At 72.7% G+C, this 18,064-nt stretch carries 18 protein-coding genes; 13 read left to right on the forward strand and 5 right to left on the reverse strand.

Translation table 11 applies throughout. The features are described from left to right. Positions 1-97 precede the first annotated feature (97 nt). From EJK15_RS31040 to EJK15_RS31050, 3 genes are all read left to right on the forward strand, one after another. Positions 98-1,633, forward strand: coding sequence for an FAD-dependent monooxygenase (locus tag EJK15_RS31040; RefSeq protein ID WP_240777327.1), 1,536 nt, complete (start codon positions 98-100; stop codon positions 1,631-1,633). Continuing rightward, positions 1,614-3,245 carry a (2,3-dihydroxybenzoyl)adenylate synthase gene (locus tag EJK15_RS31045; RefSeq protein ID WP_138714033.1) on the forward strand — a complete coding sequence of 544 codons (1,632 nt, stop codon included), beginning with the start codon at positions 1,614-1,616 and terminating at the stop codon, positions 3,243-3,245. Before EJK15_RS31040 ends, EJK15_RS31045 begins: the two co-directional genes overlap by 20 nt. A 61-nt stretch (positions 3,246-3,306) precedes the next feature. Then, complete coding sequence (locus EJK15_RS31050) at positions 3,307-3,693, forward strand: VOC family protein (protein WP_138714034.1); 387 nt, start codon at positions 3,307-3,309, stop codon at positions 3,691-3,693. Here the strand turns inward: EJK15_RS31050 and EJK15_RS31055 are convergent. Continuing rightward, positions 3,690-4,211 carry a nitroreductase/quinone reductase family protein gene (locus tag EJK15_RS31055; protein ID WP_138714035.1) on the reverse strand — a complete coding sequence of 174 codons (522 nt, stop codon included), beginning with the start codon at positions 4,209-4,211 and terminating at the stop codon, positions 3,690-3,692. The two genes, EJK15_RS31050 and EJK15_RS31055, sit on opposite strands and share 4 nt — an antisense overlap. A 158-nt stretch (positions 4,212-4,369) precedes the next feature. Between EJK15_RS31055 and EJK15_RS31060 the strand changes: the two genes are divergently transcribed. Together EJK15_RS31060 and EJK15_RS31065 are read left to right on the forward strand one after the other, a co-directional pair. Further along, a complete protein-coding gene (locus tag EJK15_RS31060; RefSeq protein WP_138714036.1) occupies positions 4,370-5,080 on the forward strand; it encodes a TetR/AcrR family transcriptional regulator in 711 nt (236 codons plus the stop codon). Between the two features lie 268 nt (positions 5,081-5,348). Further along, entirely contained in the window at positions 5,349-6,962 is a 1,614-nt protein-coding gene (locus tag EJK15_RS31065) for an FAD-binding oxidoreductase (RefSeq protein ID WP_138714037.1), read from the forward strand. Between the two features lie 50 nt (positions 6,963-7,012). Here EJK15_RS31065 and EJK15_RS31070 read toward each other — a convergent pair whose 3' ends face one another. Next, entirely contained in the window at positions 7,013-8,407 is a 1,395-nt protein-coding gene (locus EJK15_RS31070) for an MFS transporter (protein ID WP_171074631.1), read from the reverse strand. Between the two features lie 168 nt (positions 8,408-8,575). Between EJK15_RS31070 and EJK15_RS31075 the strand changes: the two genes are divergently transcribed. Both EJK15_RS31075 and EJK15_RS31080 read left to right on the forward strand, forming a co-directional pair. Then, positions 8,576-8,971, forward strand: a complete 396-nt coding sequence (locus tag EJK15_RS31075; protein ID WP_138714039.1) for an ArsR/SmtB family transcription factor — start codon at positions 8,576-8,578, stop codon at positions 8,969-8,971. Continuing rightward, complete coding sequence (locus tag EJK15_RS31080) at positions 8,971-9,870, forward strand: cation diffusion facilitator family transporter (protein ID WP_138714040.1); 900 nt, start codon at positions 8,971-8,973, stop codon at positions 9,868-9,870. Before EJK15_RS31075 ends, EJK15_RS31080 begins: the two co-directional genes overlap by 1 nt. A gap of 58 nt (positions 9,871-9,928) precedes the next feature. Here EJK15_RS31080 and EJK15_RS31085 read toward each other — a convergent pair whose 3' ends face one another. Beyond that, a complete protein-coding gene (locus EJK15_RS31085) occupies positions 9,929-10,450 on the reverse strand; it encodes a CGNR zinc finger domain-containing protein (RefSeq protein ID WP_240777328.1) in 522 nt (173 codons plus the stop codon). An 89-nt stretch (positions 10,451-10,539) separates the two neighbouring features. Between EJK15_RS31085 and EJK15_RS31090 the strand changes: the two genes are divergently transcribed. The 5 genes from EJK15_RS31090 (at position 10,540) to EJK15_RS31110 (ending at position 15,805) form a co-directional block, all read left to right on the forward strand. Beyond that, positions 10,540-11,400, forward strand: coding sequence for an alpha/beta fold hydrolase (locus tag EJK15_RS31090; RefSeq protein WP_138714041.1), 861 nt, complete (start codon positions 10,540-10,542; stop codon positions 11,398-11,400). Between the two features lie 16 nt (positions 11,401-11,416). Beyond that, complete coding sequence (locus tag EJK15_RS31095; protein WP_138714042.1) at positions 11,417-11,914, forward strand: HPP family protein; 498 nt, start codon at positions 11,417-11,419, stop codon at positions 11,912-11,914. A 266-nt stretch (positions 11,915-12,180) separates the two neighbouring features. Further along, a complete protein-coding gene (gene kstD, locus EJK15_RS31100) occupies positions 12,181-13,965 on the forward strand; it encodes a 3-oxosteroid 1-dehydrogenase (RefSeq protein WP_138714043.1) in 1,785 nt (594 codons plus the stop codon). Positions 13,966-14,031: 66 nt separating this feature from the next. Next, positions 14,032-14,595 carry a Chromate resistance protein ChrB gene (locus tag EJK15_RS31105; protein ID WP_138714044.1) on the forward strand — a complete coding sequence of 188 codons (564 nt, stop codon included), beginning with the start codon at positions 14,032-14,034 and terminating at the stop codon, positions 14,593-14,595. 13 nt (positions 14,596-14,608) lie between these two features. Further along, positions 14,609-15,805 carry an MFS transporter gene (locus tag EJK15_RS31110; RefSeq protein WP_240777329.1) on the forward strand — a complete coding sequence of 399 codons (1,197 nt, stop codon included), beginning with the start codon at positions 14,609-14,611 and terminating at the stop codon, positions 15,803-15,805. A gap of 41 nt (positions 15,806-15,846) precedes the next feature. On the opposite strand, the gene EJK15_RS31115 is transcribed toward EJK15_RS31110, so the two are convergent. Beyond that, positions 15,847-17,067, reverse strand: a complete 1,221-nt coding sequence (locus EJK15_RS31115; RefSeq protein ID WP_138714045.1) for a glycosyltransferase — start codon at positions 17,065-17,067, stop codon at positions 15,847-15,849. After that, positions 17,064-17,516 carry a GbsR/MarR family transcriptional regulator gene (locus EJK15_RS31120; protein WP_138714046.1) on the reverse strand — a complete coding sequence of 151 codons (453 nt, stop codon included), beginning with the start codon at positions 17,514-17,516 and terminating at the stop codon, positions 17,064-17,066. The genes EJK15_RS31115 and EJK15_RS31120 overlap by 4 nt, the downstream gene beginning before the upstream one ends. Before the next feature lie 160 nt (positions 17,517-17,676). Between EJK15_RS31120 and EJK15_RS31125 the strand changes: the two genes are divergently transcribed. After that, positions 17,677-18,057 (forward strand): hypothetical protein, encoded by a 381-nt coding sequence (locus EJK15_RS31125; protein ID WP_138714047.1) that lies wholly within the window; start codon positions 17,677-17,679, stop codon positions 18,055-18,057. Positions 18,058-18,064: the final 7 nt, after the last annotated feature.

The raw sequence follows: 18,064 nt of genomic DNA on the forward strand, positions 1-18,064 counted from the left end.
TCCCTGGAAAACAACGGTTGCCTGACATGTAGGTGTCATTTCATTGACGATCGTCGCTTATTAGTTGTAGGTTCCGAGCCGTGGAATGGAACATGTCATGCCCCGGGCGCGGGGCGGGATGAGCGTGCGGATCGCCTGCGTCGGCGGCGGCCCCGGCGGGCTGTTCCTCGCCACGCTGATCAAGCGGGCGCGACCCGAGCACGAGGTCGTGGTCTTCGAGCGCAACGGGGCCGACGACACTTTCGGCTTCGGCGTGGTCTTCTCCGACCGCACCCTGGACGGCATCCACGACGCCGACCCGGTGCTGCGCCACGCCCTCGCCGAGCACGGCAGGCACTGGGACGAGATCGAGGTCAGGATCAAGGGCGAGCGCCTCCGGTGCGGCGGCAACGGCATGGCCGCCCTCTCCCGCCGCACGCTGCTGGCGCTGCTGCAGGAGCGGGCGCGGGAGGCGGGCGCCGAGCTGCGCTTCGGCACCGAGGCGCAGCTCGACGACCTGGACGGCTTCGATCTCATCGTGGCGTGCGACGGCGCCAACTCGCGGATCAGGCAGCGGTACGCGGAGATCTTCGAGCCGTCGGCCGAGACGGCGACCGCCAAGTTCATCTGGCTCGGCACCGACTACCAGTTCGACGGCCTCACCTTCATTCACGAGCGCGGCCCCCACGGCGTGTTCGCGGTGCACGGCTATCCGATCAGCGACAAGGTCGGCACGTTCATCGTGGAGACCGACGAGGCGTCGTGGCGGGCCGCCGGTCTCGACGGGTTCGACCCCGCCCAGCCGCCCGGGGTCAGCGACCTCAAGAGCCGCGACTACCTGCAGGAGCTGTTCGGCGAGCGGATCGACGGCCATCAGCTGCTGGTCAACAACTCACGCTGGGCCTCCTTCCACACCCGCCGGGCCCGCCGCTGGCGGCACGCGAACGTCGTCCTGCTCGGCGACGCCGCGCACACCGCGCACTTCTCCGTCGGGTCGGGCACCAAGATGGCGATGGAGGACGCGATCGCGCTGTCGGCCGCGCTGGAGACCCACCCCGGCGACCTGGACGCGGCGCTGGCCGCGTACGAGGCCACCGCCAGGCCCGCCGTGGACCGCATCCAGGACGCCGCCCGCCCCAGCCTGTCGTGGTGGGAGCACTTCGGCGCCTACCACGACGCGTTCGAGCCGTGGCAGTTCGCCTTCCACTTCATGTCGCGCAGCATCACGGCCGGCCGGCTGCGGCGCCGGGCGCCGGAGTTCGTCGACGCGACGCTGCGCGAGTGGCAGCGCAGGCACGGCGCGCCACCCCTGCACACTCCGCTGCGGGTGGGAGATCACCTGCTGCCGGGGCGCGTCCTGGCCGGCCCGCCCGAGTGGGCGACGCCGGTGGCAGCGCCGCAGGACGAGCGCGACGTCGCCGCGATCGTGGCCGCCGTCCCCGACGGCGGCGCCGTGGCGGTGCACGGCGGCACGCCGCTGACCCGCACGCTCGTCTCGGAGCGGGTACGCTTCGGCCGCGGGCTGCCCGCGATCCTCGTGGACGACGACCTGGACACGGACGCCGCACTCACCGTGATCCTGTCCGGCCGCGCCGACCTCGTGGCCTCGGCCACGGCGACTTCGGAGATGAACGATGCCCCAACCGCTCGCTGACGGCGTCGTCGGCTGGCCCGAGGAGCTGGCGGCCGCGTACCGGGCCAAAGGCATCTGGCGCGGCCGCCCGCTCGCCTCCTACCTCCCGGACACCGAAGAGATCGCGCTGGTGGACGGCGAGACCCGGCTCACGTACGCCGAGCTGCGCTCCCGCGCCGACGGCGCGGCCGGCCGGCTGGCCGCGCTGGGCCTGCGCCCCGGCGACCGCGTCGTCGTGCAGTTGCCGAACGGCTGGCCGTTCGTCGTGCTCACGCTGGCCTGCCTGCGCAGCGGGATCGTGCCGGTCATGGCGCTGCCCGCGCACCGCCGCCACGAGCTGCTGCACCTGGCCGGGCACGCCGAGGCCGTCGCCATCGCGATCCCCGACCAGCACCGCGGCTTCGACCACCTCCGGCTCGCCAAGGAGCTCGTGAACGAGGTCGAGTCGCTGGAGCACCTGCTCGTGCTCGGGGCGGGCGGCGTCGACCTGGCCGAGCTGTGCGCGCCCGCCGCGGACCCGGCCGCCGAGCGGTCCCGCTGGGACGCGCGGGCGCCCGGCGGCTCGGACGTGGCGGTCTTCCTGCTGTCCGGGGGCACCACCGGGCTGCCCAAGCTCATCACCCGCACCCACGACGACTACACCTACAACGCCACCCGCAGCGCGGAGGTCAGCGGCATCGGCGCGGACAGCGTCTATCTCGCGACGCTGCCGTTGGGCCACAACTTCCCGCTGGCCTGCCCGGGCATCCTCGGCACGCTGTTGGCCGGCGGGCGCGTGGTGATCGCGCCGTCGCCGGACCCGGCCAAGGCCTTCCCCGTCATCGCCGCCGAGGGCGTCACCCACACCTCGGTCGTGCCGGCGGTCGCCGCGCGCTGGCTCGACCACGCCGCCGCTCATCCGGGCGATCGGCTCGCCTCCTTGCGCGTGCTGCAGGTGGGCGGCGCGCGGCTGGCCGACGAGCTGGCCTTCCGGGTGCGGCCGGTGCTGGGCTGCACGTTGCAGCAGGTGTTCGGCATGGCCGAGGGGCTGCTCAACTACACCCGGCTGGATGATCCCGAGGAGATCATCTGCACCACTCAGGGCCGCCCGATGTGCCCGGAGGACGAGGTGCTGCTGGTCGACGAGCTGGACCGGCCCGTTCCCGACGGGGAGCCGGGCTCGCTCCTCACGCGGGGGCCGTACACGCCGCGCGGCTACTACCGCGCGCCCGAGCAGAACGCGCGGGCCTTCACCCCCGACGGGTGGTATCGCAGCGGCGACATCTGCCGCCGCGACCCGCACGGCAACCTGATCGTCGAGGGGCGCGACAAGGACATGATCAACCGAGGCGGGGAGAAGATCTCCGCCGAGGAGGTCGAGAACCTCCTCTACCGCCTGGACGCCGTCGCCCAGGTCGCCGTCGTCGCCATGCCCGACCTCGTGCTCGGCGAGCGGATCTGCGCCTACATCGTCGGGGAACAGGTGAGCCTCGAGGAGTTGCGGGCCGCCCTGACCGAGGCCGGGGTGGCCGCATACAAGCTGCCCGACCGGGTCGTGCACTGCGCGGAGCTGCCCACGACCAAGATCGGAAAGATCGACAAGAAGGCGCTGCGCGAGGACATCGCCCGCCGCATGCAAGAGCCCGCCCGCTGAACGACTTCACCGCGTCCGCGAATCCCGCGTCCTGGCCGGCCCGCCGGGGAAGAGGTTCGGCATGGAGGTGCTGAGCAGCCGCGTACTGCTGCGTCCGAAGGATCTCGCGCGCAGCCGCCGCTTCTATGCCGAGACGCTCGGCCTGGCCGTGTACCGCGAGTTCGGCCCGCCCGAGCACCCGGGCGTGGTCCTCTTCCTGGGCCAGGGATTCCTGGAGCTCTCCGGGCACTCCGAGGACAGGGCGAGCCCGGGAGTGTCGCTCTGGCTGCAGGTGCGCGATGTGGCGCGCGAGGAGGAGCGGCTGCGGCAGGCGGGCGTCACCGTGCTGCGCGAGGCCCGCCTGGAGCCGTGGGGTCTCGTCGAGTTGTGGATCGCGGATCCAGACGGCCACCGCATCGTCCTGGTGCAGGTCCCGCCCGACCACCCCTTGCGCCGCGACCCGCGCTAGCCGGCGCCGGGCGGGGCCGGCGACCGGTCGGGGGTGATGCGGAAGACCGGGTACTGCCCGGCGATCTGCTCGAACTCCTCCAGCGGTGCCTGCGGGTTCACCGGGATGTGGGTGCGGCCTCCCGGCGAGATGGCCAGGTAGCGGCGCAGGATGGGCGCACGGGCTCCGGAATCGACTTCGTTCAGGCGCACGGCCTCGTGTCGGCCGTGCCGCAGAACCGCCTGCCCTCCGGCCGCGCGGACGTTGTGCACCCAGTTGGTGTCCTGGCCGAGCATCGCCACCAGGTAGCGCTCGCCCTGGTAGTCCGCGACGACCAGCGGGAAGGAGATGGCGCGGCCGGTACGCCGGCCTGGCACCTGCAGGGTCACCATCCGGTCCGGCTGCATCACCCCGGTCGCGAACACGGTGGCCCAGACCCGGTTGATCGCCCGTGCCAGCCGGTTGGGACGACCGCCGCGGTACAGCCAGCGGTCCAAGCGGTGCAGGCGCGTGGATCCGGCCCTGTCGTCGTGTCTCATGCTGGCGCCTCCTTGGGGATCTTGCCTGTCGGGCTGACCGCGAAGCGCCTCCCGAGGGGAACGGTCGCCTGCTTCCCTGTACGATGTTCATGAACGCTGTACATGGACATCGTACATGAACTTTGCACAGGAGACCTTGTACTGCGTACAGTTGTCAAGTGGCTCCGGAAAAACTGACTCGCCAAGCCGTCATTGGGCGGGCGTTGAAGATCGCCGACACCGACGGGCTCCAAGCGGTCACCATCCGCCGGCTCGCCGCCGAACTCGGCGTCGCGCCGACGGCGCTGTACTGGCATGTCAAGAACAAGGACGAGCTGCTTTCCGCGCTTGCCGACCACGTGCTCACAGCGCTCGTCGCCGATTTGGACCCGAATGGGCCCTGGAACCAGCGTCTCTGCGCGATGGTCACCGCGCTGGTGGAGCAGACTCGCGCGCACCCGTACCTGTCCACCCTCCTGCCGATGATCGACAAGAGCGCGGCCGAGGGATACCTCCGGGCCACCGACACCGCGATCGGGCTGCTCGCCGAGGCCGGGTTCACGCTTCAGCAAGCCGACCAGGTGGCCACCTACCTGCTCCTGGGGGCCGCGACGATGGTGTCCTGCCAGCCCGGTGGCGTGGGAGGCGGCGAGGAGGAGACCGCGGAACTCAGGCGGCAACATCGCCTCGATCTGGAACGCCTGCCTCCCGGTCGTTACCCTCACTTGGCCGCCTTCGCCACCACCCTCTCCAACCCTCCTGACCTCGACGCCTACTACTCCTTCGGCATCGACCTCCTGCTGTCCGCGGTGGAGACCACGGCCCCGAACGGAGGAGGACCTTCCGGTGACCGGGCGGGACGGCGGATAACGCCGCCGCAGGCGAAGTAGCCGTCGAAGACCTCGATCCTCCGCTGACGACACCACTCCACTCGACGAGGCGTTGCCACGGTGGGGCGGGTGGCTCGCCCACCGCCGGCTCGCCGGGCCCGGCCATCACGTTGCTCCACGTCGGGCGCGCCCGCCCGCCGGCGCCGCTTGAAGCCCTGACCGGTGTACCTAGCTCCACCCCCGCGTACGCCTGGGTGCATTCTCCGTCCACGGCCGCGCTTCTAGCGTCGAAGGCACATGATTCCCGACAGGCGGCAGGGGGTGGACCATGAGCGAGGTCACGCGCCGTGGATTCCTCGGAGGTACGGCGGCGTTCGGCGGCGCGGCGATGACGGCAGCGCTCACGGCGCCGGCGGAGGCTTCCACCGGCCCGCCCTTCGGCCCCGTCGTCGTACGCCCGGCCGACCCCCGCTACGGCGACCTGGCGGTACGCAGGACGAACCAGCGCTTCCGCGCGGAGCCCGACTACTTCCACGTGGCCGGCTCCACCGAGCAGGTCGTCGCGGCGGTCACCGAGGCCGTCCGCGCGAACCGCCGCGTCACCGTCCGCAGCGGCGGCCACTGCTACGAGAACTTCGTCGGCGACGGCGCGCAGGTCGTGATCGACATCTGCGAGATGAACGAGGTGTACTTCGACCGCGAGCGCGGCGCGTTCGCCATCGAGGCCGGCGCCACCCTGATGCAGGCGTACCGCAAGCTCTACCTGGGGTGGGGCGTCACCGTTCCCGGCGGCCAATGCGGGGGCGTGGCCGCCGGGGGCCACATCGCGGGCGGCGGGTACGGTCCCCTCTCGCGCCGCCACGGCCTCACCGTGGACCACCTGCACGCCGTCGAGGTCGTGGTGGCCGACCGCTCCGGGCGCGCCCGCGCGGTGGTCGCGACCAGGAACCCGGCCGACCCGAACCACGACCTGTGGTGGGCGCACACGGGCGGAGGCGGCGGCAACTTCGGCATCGTCACCCGCTACTGGATGCGCGACCCGGCCGCCGGCGGGAACGACCCCGCCGGGCTGCTGCCCAAACCGCCCGCCAACGTGCTGTCCGGCGCGGCCATCTGGTCGTGGGAGGGCATGACCAAGGAGTCGTTCCGCAAGCTGCTGCGCAACTACGCCGAGTGGCACGTGCGCAACAGCGCCCCGGGCAGCCCGCAGGTCTCCCTGTGGGGCTCGCTGCTGATCCCCGGCCGCCAGAGGGGCGACGACCCCGGAGGCATGATCCTCCCAGCCCAGGTCGACGCCGGCGTGCCCGGCGCCGAGCAGCTCCTGCGCGAGCACTTCGCCGCCGTGGCCGAGGGCGTCACCCCGCAGGTTTACGTCCCGCCGCTCCAGCGCGAACCGTGGTTCCAGGCGGTGCGTGCGCTCTCGCTCGGCGCGGAGTCGGAGACGGGCCGCTACAAGGGCAAGTCCGCCTACCTGCGCAGGCCGTTCTCCGACGAGCAGGCGGACGTGGCCTTCGACCACCTCAGCGTCGCTGGGGACGTCTCGTCGAGGGGCCTGCTCTGGCTCCTGTCGTACGGCGGCCAGGTCAACACCGTGCGGCCCGCGGCGACCGCCACCGTGGAGCGCGAGTCCATCCTGAAGGTGCTCCACCTGGTCACCTGGGACGAGGGGCAGGACGGCGAGGCACACCTGGAGTGGGTACGCCGGCTCCACCAGCGCACGTTCGCCGCCACCGGAGGCGTGCCCGTGCCCGGCGGCAACTGCGGCGGCGCCTACATCAACTACCCGGACATCGACCACGCCGACCCGAAGTGGAACACCTCCGGCGTGCCCTGGTCCACGATCTACTACGGCGCCAACTATGCCCGCCTGCAGCGGGTGAAGGCCCGCTGGGACCCGCGGAACGTGTTCCGCCACGCCCTGTCGGTCCGCCCGCCCGCGTAACGCCGAAAGGGCCTCCCCGGCGCGCCGGGGAGGCCCTTCGTGTTGTGCGATCAGTGGTGGTGGGCCGGGGCAGGCACCTGGCGCCTGTCCAGGAACGCCCAGGTGGCCAGGGCGGTCAGCAGGCCCGCGGTGGTGAGCAGGCCGCCCACCCAGTTGACCGACGTCAGGCCGAGGCCGCCGTCGATGGCCGCGCCGCCGAGGAAGATGCCGATGGCGCTGCCCAGGGTGAAGGCGGAGATGTTGGCGGCCGAGGCCACGTCCGGTGCGTGTCCCGCGGCATTCATCACGCGCAGCTGCAGCGGGGCGACCACGGCGAAGGCCGCGGTGCCGAAGAGCAGCATCATGGCGACGGTCGCGGGCTTGCTGTGGATGGCGAACGTCATCGCGAACAATGCGACCGCCAGGGCGGCCAGGGAGCCGATCACCGTGGGCATGACGGCCCGGTCGGCGAGCCTGCCGCCCAGGTGGTTGCCGGCGAAGAGGCCGATCCCGAACAGCAGGAGGAGCGGCGTGACCCAGCCCGCCTCGAACCCGGTCACCTCGGTGATCTGCGGGGCCAGGTAGACGTAGCTGGTGAAGACGCCTCCGTAGCCCAGCATCGTGGTCAGGAGCGCACCCCATACGGCGGGCCGGCGCAGCGCGGCCAGCTGCTCCCGCATGGACGGGCCCTGGCCGCCGCCGCCCAGGTGAGCGAGCGCGTGCGCGTCCAGCCCCTCGAACTCGGTGCCGGGCTGCGTGCCGTGCCCGGCGCCGTGCTGCGGACCGTGGCTCCCATCGTGCTGGGCGGCGTGGGTTTGGGCGGGAGCGTGCTCGTGGTGTCCGGCGGCTTGTACGGGAGCGTGTTCGTGTGCGGCTGGTGCGGGGGCGTGGTCGTGGTGGGCGGCCGGGGCGGTGGTGCGGCCGAGTGAGGCCAGCAGGCCCAGCAGCGCCACCCCGCCGAACACCACCAGGGTCCAGAACGTGAACCGCCAGCCGAGCGCCTGCCCGACCGCGGCCCCGATCGGCGCGCCGAGAATCGTGGACGCCGTGAGGCCAGAGAACACGATGGCGACCGCACGCCCCTTGCGCGACGGCTCCACCAGCTCGGCGGCGAACACGGCGGCGATCCCCAGGAACGCCCCGTGGGCCATGGCCGACACGATCCGGCCCGCCATGATGGTCCCGTACGCCGGCCCCAGGGCGGACAGCAGGTTGCCCAACAGGAACACGCCGGCGGTCGTCAGCAGCATCGACCGCCTGCCGAACCTGGTGCCCAGCGCGGTGAACACCGGTGCGCCGATCGCGACGCCGAGGGCGTACACACTTTCCAAGGCGCCGACGGCGCCGATCGTGACGTTCAGTGCTTCGGCGATCTCGCGGACGACACCGGCGACGATGAACTCGTCGGCGCCCATCGCGAACGCTCCGACGACCATCGCCCAGATCGCCAATGGCAGCTTTCTCATCGCAGTCTCCCTTGTGGCAGAGGAGGTCCCGCCGGGACGTCCCGCCCTAGCAGGCATGACGCCCCCCTCAAGCGATATACCCCCATGGGGTATTCCCGGGATTGCGAAGATTTTTGGAAGGACGCCGTTCGCCTCTGTTACGGTGCACATATGAACAGCTCTTCAGATATGAGGTTGGCGAGCGTGGACGGCTGTGCGGTCAAGGTGGTCGACGCCGACCGGGTCGAGGCGGTCCGCGAGCGGATGCCCGCCGCCCAGGACGTGGCCGACACGGCGGAGGTCTTCGGCTTGCTGTCCGATCCGAACCGGCTGCGGCTGCTGGTCGCGCTGCTGGACGGCGAGCTGTGCGTGTGCGATCTCGCGGCGGCGACCGGGCAGAGCGAGTCGGCCGCGTCCCACGCGCTGCGGCTGCTGCGCGCGCACCGGGTCGTGGCGGCCCGCCGGGCCGGGCGGATGGCGTACTACCGGCTGGCGGATCCGCACGTGCGGATGCTGCTCGACCTGGCGCTCGCCCACGCCGAGCACACCCAGCCCATCCACCCCGAACGCGGGGAGGAGCGGTAATGGGCGCAGGTCACGGGCACGGCCACGCCGCCGGACGGCACCGCTGGCGCCTCGCGGTCTCGTTCGCGCTGGTCGGCTCCTACTTCGTGGTCGAGCTGGTCTTCGGCCTGCTGTCCGGTTCGCTGTCGCTGCTCTCTGACGCCGGGCACATGGCCGCCGACGTGGTCACGCTCGGCGCGGCGCTGGTCGCCACCCGGATCGCCACCCGGCCCGACACCACCGGCCGCCGCAGCTACGGCTCCTACCGGGCCGAGGTGTTCGCGTCGCTGCTGGCCGTGGTGCTCATGCTGGGCGTCGCCTGCTACGTGGTGGCCGAGGCCGTCGGCCGGATCGGCGGCCCCGCGGAGGTCTCCGCGGGGCCGATGCTGGTCGTGGGCGCCATCGGCCTGGTCGTCAACGTCGTCGCCTTGCTGCTCCTGCGCAAGGGGGCGGCCGACAGCCTGAACGTCAAGGGCGCCTATCTCGAGGTCGTCGCCGACACCGCAGGATCCGTGGGGGTGATCGTGGCGGGCTGGCTGGTGGCCGCGACCGGACAACCCTTGTGGGACACGCTGGGCGCCCTGGCGATCGGCGTCTTCGTGGCCGTGCGCGCCGTCTCGCTCGGGCGGCAGGTCTTCACCGTGCTGGGCCAGCACGTGCCCGCCGGGGTGGATCCGGCCGCCGTCGCGGCAGACCTGGCGGCCGTCGACGGTGTACGTGACGTGCACGACCTGCACCTGTGGACGCTCACCTCCGGCATGAACGTCGCCACCGCCCACCTGGTCGCCGGCGACCACGGCGACGCCCACGCCGTCCTGGACCGGGCCCGCGACGTGCTGCGCCGCCGCCACGACATCGCCCACGCCACGCTCCAGGTCGAGCCGGCCGACCACCGCGGGTGCGACGAACTGGGCTGGTAGCCGCCCGATCGCCACCGGCCGGCCGGGGAGCACGCCGACGGCACCCCGGCCGGACGGGTCAGCCGGTGCTTTTGTGGCGCTGGTTGAAGCGGCCGACCTTGGCCCGGTTGCCGCATCCCTCCATCGAGCACCAGCGGCGGCTGCCGTTCTTGCTCACGTCGAGGAACCACAGCACGCATTGCGGGTTGGCACACTTGCGCACCCGCTCGGGCCGCTCGCCCATCATCCGCACGAAGTCCGCCGCCGCCACCCAGCCGGCTCGCCAGGCCGGGTCGTCCACGACCACCAGCTCGTACGGCTCCCCGTCCCGCATCCTCGGCCGCCGGGCGCCCCGATCGAGCACGGCGTTGAGCCGGTCGGGACCCCGGCCTTCGAGCGCGTCGCGCAGCGCGTCACGCGTCTCCACCAGCCGGTCGCGCACCCGCTGGAGCCCGTCGTCCTCGCCCAGATCGTGATCGGCGAGCCAGGCGCGCACCCCTTCGAGGTCGTCGAACTGGTCGACCAGTGACCCGTGCTCCACCCAGACGGTGTCCATCAGGTCCAGCGCGACAGGTTCGCCCTTCAGCGGCCGCACCCTCACATTAACCCCCAAAGATGGTTTGACGGGTTATCGATCGTCATGCTATCACTTAACCATCAAAACAAGTTTGACCGGTTAAGGAGTGAGTCATGAGCATGCGCTACCGCACCACGGAGATCGACGGGCTGGACGTCTTCTACCGGGAGGCCGGTGACCCGTCCGCGCCCACGCTGGTCCTCCTGCACGGCTTTCCCACCTCATCCGTGGCGTACCAGGAGCTGATGGCCGAGCTGTCCGACGAGTTCCACCTGATCGCGCCCGACTATCCGGGCTTCGGCCACAGCTCGGCTCCGGCCGCGGAGGAATGGGACTACACCTTCGACCACCTCGCCGACGTGGTGGACCGGCTGCTGGACACCCTCGGCGTCAGCAAGTACGCGATCTACGTGCACGACTACGGCGCCCCCGTCGGCTTCCGCCTCGCCCTGCGACACCCCGAGCGGATCACCGGCATCGTCACCCAGAACGGCAACGCCTACGAAGAGGGACTGACCGGGTTCTGGGAGCCGTTCAAGAAGGCCTGGGCCGACCCGTCCGAGCAGAACACCGCGGCCCTGCTCGGCTACTACACCAAGGAGGTCACGCGCTGGCAGTACACGCACGGCGTGCGCGACGCCTCGCTCGTCAACCCGGACAAGGCGGCCCTGGACCAGGCGGTGCTCGACCGGCCCGGCAGTCACGCCATCCAGCTCGCCCTCTTCCTCGACTACGCCACCAACCCGCCGCAGTACCCGAGGTGGCAGGAGTACCTGCGCACCCGGCAGCCCCCGCTGCTGGCCGTCTGGGGCCGTCACGACGAGATCTTCGGGCCGGACGGGGCCCTGGCGTTCGCCCGTGACCTGAAGGACGCCCGCATCCAGCTCCTGGACGCCGGCCACTTCGCCCTGGAGACCCGGGGCGCCCAGCTCGCGGCCCTGGTCCGCGACTTCCTCCGCCGCCTGTCGGACTGACCCTTCTGGAGCTCTCATGACCACTCACGTGCGCCGCCGCGCGGCGGCTCCCCGTACTCCTCTCAAGGAGGTGTTACTGGCCACGGTGGCGGCGCTCGCGGGGCTGCTGTCGCTGGCCGCCGTCGCCGGCCTCACCGGGCTGGCGCTGTTCGCGCTGCCGTTCGTCGCCTCGGCGGGGCTGGTGGCCCTGGCCCCGGGCGCGCCCTTCGCGCAGCCGCGCAGCATCCTGCTCGGCCACATCAGTGCCACCGCGGTGGCACTGGCGCTGACCTCGATGACGGGCCCGTCCGTGTGGGCGGCGGCGGTCGCGGCCGCCCTGTCCACGGCGCCGATGCTGCTGCTGCGCGCCCCGCATCCGCCCGCGGCCGCCACGGCCGCCGTGATCGGGCTCACCGCCCCGCCGCCCCTGTACCTCGTCACCCCGGTGCTCGTCGCGAGCGTCGTCGTGATCGCGGGCGGCGTGCTGCTCGGCAGGCTCCTGCCCAGCCGCCGCTATCCGCTCTACTGGCGCTGAAGGAGGCGCCGCCGTCGACATGAGGGGCTCCCCGCTCGACCTTCCTGCCGGTCGAGCGGGGAGCCCTCGCCGCGTCAGCCGGTCCGTGGCCCGGCTGGCGGCGGCCCATGGCCCGTTGTGACATTCTTTGCCCAAGCGCTTGTTTCGATCATGGTGTGGTGTGATCCTGCGTGTAGCGATCACCGCCAACGCCGAGCGCCTCATGGACCGCTTCGTCGCGCCCGTACGCCACGTGAACGCCCCACGACCGAAGGGATCCCCTCGCCATGGCCGATGCGACGCAGAACCACCGTGCGAACTCCACCCCTGCGGGCCCCAGCCGGCGCACGCTCCTGCGCGGGGCCGCCGTCGCCGGCGGCGCGCTCGTGACGGGCGCGGCGCTGGGCGGCGGCCCCGCCCGTGCCGAGGTCGAGTACGACGTCGTCGTGGTCGGCGCCGGCGCCGCCGGGATGACCGCGGCGCTGACGGCGGCCAAGCGGGGGCTGCGTGCCGTCGTGGTGGAGAAGGCGCCGACGTTCGGCGGGTCGGCCGCCCGGTCCGGCGCCGGGATCTGGATCCCGAACAACGAGGTCATCCTCGCCGCCGGAGTGCCCGACACCCCCGCCAAGGCCGCCGCCTACCTCGCCCGCGTCGTCGGCGGCACGGTGCCCGTCGAGCGGCAGCAGGCGTTCCTCGCCGCCGGCCCGGCCATGCTCTCGTTCGTGATGCGCAACAGCCCGCTGCGGTTCCGGTTCATGGAGGGCTACTCCGACTACTATCCGGAGTTCCCCGGCGGGATGCCGAACGGGCGCTCCGTCGAGCCGGACCAGCTCGACGGCCGCGTCCTCGGCGCGGAGCTGGCCCGGCTGAACCCCTCGTACATCCCCACCCCGGCTGGCATGGTCATCTTCAGCGCCGACTACAAGTGGCTGACGCTCAGCGCGGTCAACCCGAAGGGAACGGAGGTGGCCGCCCTCTGCCTGCTGCGGGGCACGGAGGCCGCGCTGCGCGGCGAGAAGCCGCTGACCATGGGCCAGGCACTGGCCGGCGGCCTGAGGGCCGGTCTGCTCGCGGCCGGCGTGCCGGTGTGGCTGAACACTCCGCTCGTCGACCTGCACCTCGAAGGCGGCCGCGCGACCGGAGTGGTGGTGTCGAAGAACGGCACGCAGACGCTGATCAAGGCGACCCGCGGCGTCATCGTGGGCTCGGGCGGGTTCGAGCACAGTGCGGCCATGCGGGCCGAGTTCCAGCGCCAGCCCATCGGGACGAGCTGGACCGTCGGCGCCAAGGAGAACACCGGCGACGGCATCGAGGCCGGCGAGCGCGCCGGGGCGGCGCTGGAGCTGATGGACGACGCCTGGTGGGGGCCCGCGATCCCGCTGCCCGGCGAGCCGTACTTCTGCCTGGCCGAGCGCACCCTGCCCGGCTGCATCCTGGTCAACGGCAACGGCGTGCGCTTCGTCAACGAGGGTGCGCCCTACAGCGACGTGGTGCACGTCATGTACGACCGCGACACCCCCGCCGCGCGGCACATCCCGGCCTGGCTGATCGTCGACCAGCAGTACCGCAACCGCTACCTGTTCAAGGACGTCGCCCCGCTGCTGCCGCTGCCCGCCTCCTGGTACGACAGCGGCGCCGTGCACAAGGCGTGGACGATCGAGCAGCTGGCGCAGCGGATCGGCGTGCCGCAGGCGGCGTTGCGCGGCACGGTCACGCGGTTCAACCAGTTCGCGGTGGCCGGCAAGGACCTCGACTTCCACCGCGGCGACAGCGTGTACGACCGTTACTACGCCGACCCGTACGTCAAGCCGAACCCGTGCCTGGCGCCCCTGTGGCTGCCGCCGTTCTACGCGTTCAAGATCGTTCCAGGGGATCTCGGGACCAAGGGCGGCATGCGCACGGACGCGCGGGCGCGCGTGCTGCGCGCGGACGGCTCGGTCATCCCCGGCCTCTACGCCGCCGGCAACGCCAGCGGCGCCGTCATGGGCCACAGCTACGCCGGCGCCGGCTCCACCCTCGGCCCCGCCATGACCTTCGGATACGTGGCCGCCAACGACATCGCCGGCACGTAACACTCCGGCCGGGGACGACGCCGTCGCCCTCGCGCGGTCGGTGTAACACTTGCTACATTTGCCAGTGTGACGACCGAATCTCCTGTGCGGTGGGTGGTGCTGCTCGTGCGGCTGCCCGCCGGTCCCTCCCGGCACCGGGTCGCGGTGTGGCGGGAACTGCGCCGGCTCGGGGCGGTGTCCCTCGGGCAGGGCACCTGGATGGTTCCCGACGTGCCCGTCTTCGCCGACGGCCTGACCCGTGCCGCGGAGCTCGCCGGCACGGCCGGGGGCGAGGTGGTGGTGCTGGACGCGGCCGGGCGCACGCCCGCCGACTCCGAGCGCCTGCAGGCCATGTTCACGGCCGCCCGCCGGGAGGACTGGGCCGAGTTCCTCGCCGACTGCGGCAAGTTCGAGGAGGAGCTGGCCAAGGAGATCCGCCAGGCCAAGTTCACGCTCGCGGAACTGGAGGAGGAGGAGCAGTCCCTGGAGCGGCTGCGGCGCTGGCACCGCGCCCTGACGGCGCGCGACGTGTTCGGCACGCCGGAGGCCGGGCAGGCCGCCCAGCGGCTGACGGAGTGCGTGGCGGCCTGCGAGGACTACGCCGAACGCGTCTTCGCCGCGCTCCATCAGGCCCCGGGGGAGCCCCGATGACCGCGTCATCGGCATGGGCACCGGACGGACGGCGATGACCGCGTCGCCGGCGCAGGCGCCGCCCCGGAGGCGGATGTGGCCGCTGTACGCGGCCGGGTTCACCACCGCCTTCGGCGCGCACGGCGTCGCGGCCAGCCTCGGCGGCTCCTCCCCGGACGCGGTGACGTCGCTGCTGGTCCTGGGCGGGCTGCTGGCGCTGTACGACGGCGCCGAGGTGGTGCTCAAGCCGGTCTTCGGCACCCTCGCCGACCGGATCGGCGCCCGGCCGGTGCTGCTCGGCGGGCTGGTCGCCTTCGCCTGCGCGTCGGCCGTGTACGCGCTCGCCGACAGCCCGGGCTCCTTGTGGGCCGCCCGCCTCGGCCAGGGAGCCGCCGCCTCCGCGTTCTCGCCGTCGGCCTCCGCCCTGGTCGCCAGGCTCAACCCGGCCGCCACGCACGGCCGCGCGTTCGGCGGCTACGGCTTCTACAAGAGCATCGGCTACACGCTGGGGCCGCTGCTCGGCGGCGTCCTGGTGTGGGCCGGCGGGCTGCGGCTGCTGTTCGGGGTGATGGCGGTGCTGGCGGCGGCCGTCGCGGTGTGGGCGGCGGTGGCGGTGCCGCACGTGCGGCCGCTGCCGAGGGTCCGGCAGACCGTGCTGGACCTGGGGCGGCGGCTGGCCGACCGGGCGTTCTGGCAGCCGACCGCCGCCCTGGCCGCCGCCACCGCCGCGCTGTCGGTCGGCGTCGGCTTCCTGCCGGTCTCCGGCGCGGTCGCCGGCCTGGGCCCGGTCGCCACCGGCGCCGCGGTGTCCGTCCTGGCCGCCTGCGCCGCCGCCGTCCAACCGGCCGCCGGCCGCGCCCTGGACGCGGGGCGGATCACCACCCGCGCCGGACTCGCCGCCGGGCTCGCCATCGCCGCCGCCGGGCTCGCCTTCGCCACGGTGCCGGGGCCGGCGGGGGTGCTGGCGTCGGCCGTGCTGATCGGTGCGGGCACGGGCCTGATCACCCCGCTCGGCTTCGCCGCGCTGGCCGCCTCGACTTCTCCGGAGCGGCTCGGGCAGACCATGGGCACGGCCGAACTCGGCCGGGAGCTGGGGGACGCGGGCGGCCCGCTCCTGGTCGCCGGCGTCGCCACCGTCGCCACCCTCGCTCATGGCTACGCCGCCCTCGCCCTGCTCCTGGCCATCGCCCCGGCCGCCCTGCTCGTCGCCCGCCTCCGCAGCCGCCGATGAGGGTCTAGAGGCCATCGCCGGACGAGCGGCAGGCCGGCGTGTCAGGTGCGGGTGCCCACGCGGGCCTGGATGCGGGCCACGGCGGTGGCGATGCCGTTCTCAGCGGCGATCTGGTCGGCGAGGGCGCGGGCCGCCGGGGCCGAGTCGGCCGCGGCGGTGATGGCGGCGGCCAGCCGTTCAGCGGTGAGGCGGCCGGTGACGGGGGGTGGCGCGACCCCGAGGCGGTGCAGGCGGTCGGCCCAGAACGGCTGGTCTCCGATGAACGGGCGGACGACCTGCGGGATGCCCGCGCGCAGGACCGCCGCGACCGTGCCGATGCCGCCGTGGTGGACGGCCGCCGACACGCGGGGCAGCAGCCAGTCGTGCGGGGCCTCCTCGATCACCAGGACGTCATCCGTGCTCGCCTCCGGCCGCAAGGCGCCCCAGCCCGTGGCCAGCACCGCCCGCCGCCCCGCCAGCCGGACGGCCTCCAGCACCGTCGCGGTCAGGGCCTCGGGATCGCCGCTGACCGAGCTGCCGAAGCCGACGTACACCGGTGGATCGCCCGCGTCCAGGAACCGGGCCAGCCGCTCGGGCGGCGTCCAGCCGTCGCCCGCGGGCATCGTCCAGAACCCCGTGGGGTGGGCGGACGCGGGCCAGTCGGCGGGCGCCGGCAGCAGATGCGGGCTCCACGCGTGCAGGACGCCGCCTTCCTTGATCAGGTCGGCGCTCGTGCGGAAGCCGCCCTCCAGGCCGAGTGCCTCCGCCCGCCATGCGCGCACCGTGCCCCGGTAGGGCGCCTCGACCGCCGACGTGATCCGCCAGCTCGCCCGGTTGAACGCCCGCGGCAGCCGTACGGGCAGGATGGGGGAGGGGAACTCGGCGGTCGGCAGGTAGAGCGGCAGCAGCAGGCCGGCGATGGCCGGGACGCCGAGCTTCTCGGCGACGTACGGGGCGCCGAGGGACTTGGGGTGGTAGACGACGACGTCGGCCGGCCGATCGGCCAGCGCCGCCTGGTCGTCGAGGAGGCGGCGGAGCATCGGCTTGACGGACCGGGCGGCGGTGATGGCCGCGCGCACGCCCTGTCCCTTGACCGAGTCCTGCAGGTCGAACATCTCATCGTTGAGCGGGACGAAGTCGATCCCGTGCTCCGCGGCGAGCGGCTCCAACCGTCGTGGCGCGGCCACGACCGGCCGGTGCCCGGCGGCCACCAGGCCACGGGCCAGGGCGATGTACGGCTGGACGTCCCCGCGGCTGCCCACGGTGATCAGTAACGGTCTCATCGTTCGTCCTTCAGTTGGTCCCACTCGTCCAGCAGGCTCGGGAATCGTTCCATCATGAACGCGTACATGTCGCGCATCAGCTCCAGCCGCCGCCGGCGCACCGGATCCTCGCCGACCGCCCGCAGGCCCTGCTCGGCCAGTGCGCGGAAGCTCTCGAACTCGGCCAGCTTGGCGCGGAAGGCGCGGGCGAAGACGTCCTCGGCCAGGCGGTAGCGGTCGCGTCGCTCGCCGCGCACCCGGAAGCGCTCGACCAGGCCCGCCTGCTCCAGCTGCCGCAGCGCGACGCTCATGCTGCTCTTGGCCACCGCCAGCGCCTCGGCCAGCTCGGGCGCGTCCGCACTGTCGGCCTCGGCGGTCAGCAGCCAGCCCATGACCCGCCCGGACGTGCGGCTCAGGCCGAGTCGCTCGTAGAAGAGCCCGGCGTCCTCGACGAAGTAGTCAATGCTCACAAATCCGATGCTATCGGATTGTTCGGATGGGTCCGAACACAATGGACAATTGCGTAGCGTTTCGTCTGATCATCTGGGTGGGCAGGATCATGGGCGCGGACGGTCCGGGACCGGTCTCGGGCGGGTCCGCGTACCGTCACAGCACCGCATGAGGAGGATCATGCCCCCCAGGATCACCACGGCCCTGGCCGTCGCCGCGTCCGTCGTCGCCGGCACCCTTGCACCGGCCGGATACGCGTCCGCGGCCGCCGCCACCGACGCGTCGGCCGCGGCGAAGCCGAACCTGCGTGCCTGCTACGACGGCAGGTGCAAGCTCACCCTCACCAAGCGCGTGTCGTTCCGGGTCAGCTCCCGCTTCGGCATCACCAGGCTGGCCATCTCCTTCACCGGGCGGACCCTGCACGTGAAGGGCACGGGGCCGGGCGTGATGTCGGAGGCGTTCCTCGGGAAGGGCTCGTCGGGATCGGTCAACGACATCGGCATCCGCATCGTGTCGCTCTCGTCGAAGAAGGCGGTGATCCGCCTGGTCCCCCAACGCTGAGGGCCGT

This window comes from Nonomuraea basaltis (assembly GCF_005893125.1).
GTDB lineage: Bacteria > Actinomycetota > Actinomycetes > Streptosporangiales > Streptosporangiaceae > Nonomuraea > Nonomuraea basaltis.

Coding starts and splice junctions, on each gene's coding strand:
- EJK15_RS31040 (WP_240777327.1), top strand. CDS start 98: ATGCCCCGGGCGCGGGGCGGGATGAGCGTGCGGATCGCCTGCGTCGGC.
- EJK15_RS31045 (WP_138714033.1), top strand. CDS start 1,614: ATGCCCCAACCGCTCGCTGACGGCGTCGTCGGCTGGCCCGAGGAGCTG.
- EJK15_RS31050 (WP_138714034.1), top strand. CDS start 3,307: ATGGAGGTGCTGAGCAGCCGCGTACTGCTGCGTCCGAAGGATCTCGCG.
- EJK15_RS31055 (WP_138714035.1), bottom strand. CDS start 4,211: ATGAGACACGACGACAGGGCCGGATCCACGCGCCTGCACCGCTTGGAC.
- EJK15_RS31065 (WP_138714037.1), top strand. CDS start 5,349: ATGAGCGAGGTCACGCGCCGTGGATTCCTCGGAGGTACGGCGGCGTTC.
- EJK15_RS31070 (WP_171074631.1), bottom strand. CDS start 8,407: ATGAGAAAGCTGCCATTGGCGATCTGGGCGATGGTCGTCGGAGCGTTC.
- EJK15_RS31075 (WP_138714039.1), top strand. CDS start 8,576: ATGAGGTTGGCGAGCGTGGACGGCTGTGCGGTCAAGGTGGTCGACGCC.
- EJK15_RS31080 (WP_138714040.1), top strand. CDS start 8,971: ATGGGCGCAGGTCACGGGCACGGCCACGCCGCCGGACGGCACCGCTGG.
- EJK15_RS31090 (WP_138714041.1), top strand. CDS start 10,540: ATGAGCATGCGCTACCGCACCACGGAGATCGACGGGCTGGACGTCTTC.
- EJK15_RS31095 (WP_138714042.1), top strand. CDS start 11,417: ATGACCACTCACGTGCGCCGCCGCGCGGCGGCTCCCCGTACTCCTCTC.
- kstD (WP_138714043.1), top strand. CDS start 12,181: ATGGCCGATGCGACGCAGAACCACCGTGCGAACTCCACCCCTGCGGGC.
- EJK15_RS31110 (WP_240777329.1), top strand. CDS start 14,609: ATGGGCACCGGACGGACGGCGATGACCGCGTCGCCGGCGCAGGCGCCG.
- EJK15_RS31115 (WP_138714045.1), bottom strand. CDS start 17,067: ATGAGACCGTTACTGATCACCGTGGGCAGCCGCGGGGACGTCCAGCCG.
- EJK15_RS31125 (WP_138714047.1), top strand. CDS start 17,677: ATGCCCCCCAGGATCACCACGGCCCTGGCCGTCGCCGCGTCCGTCGTC.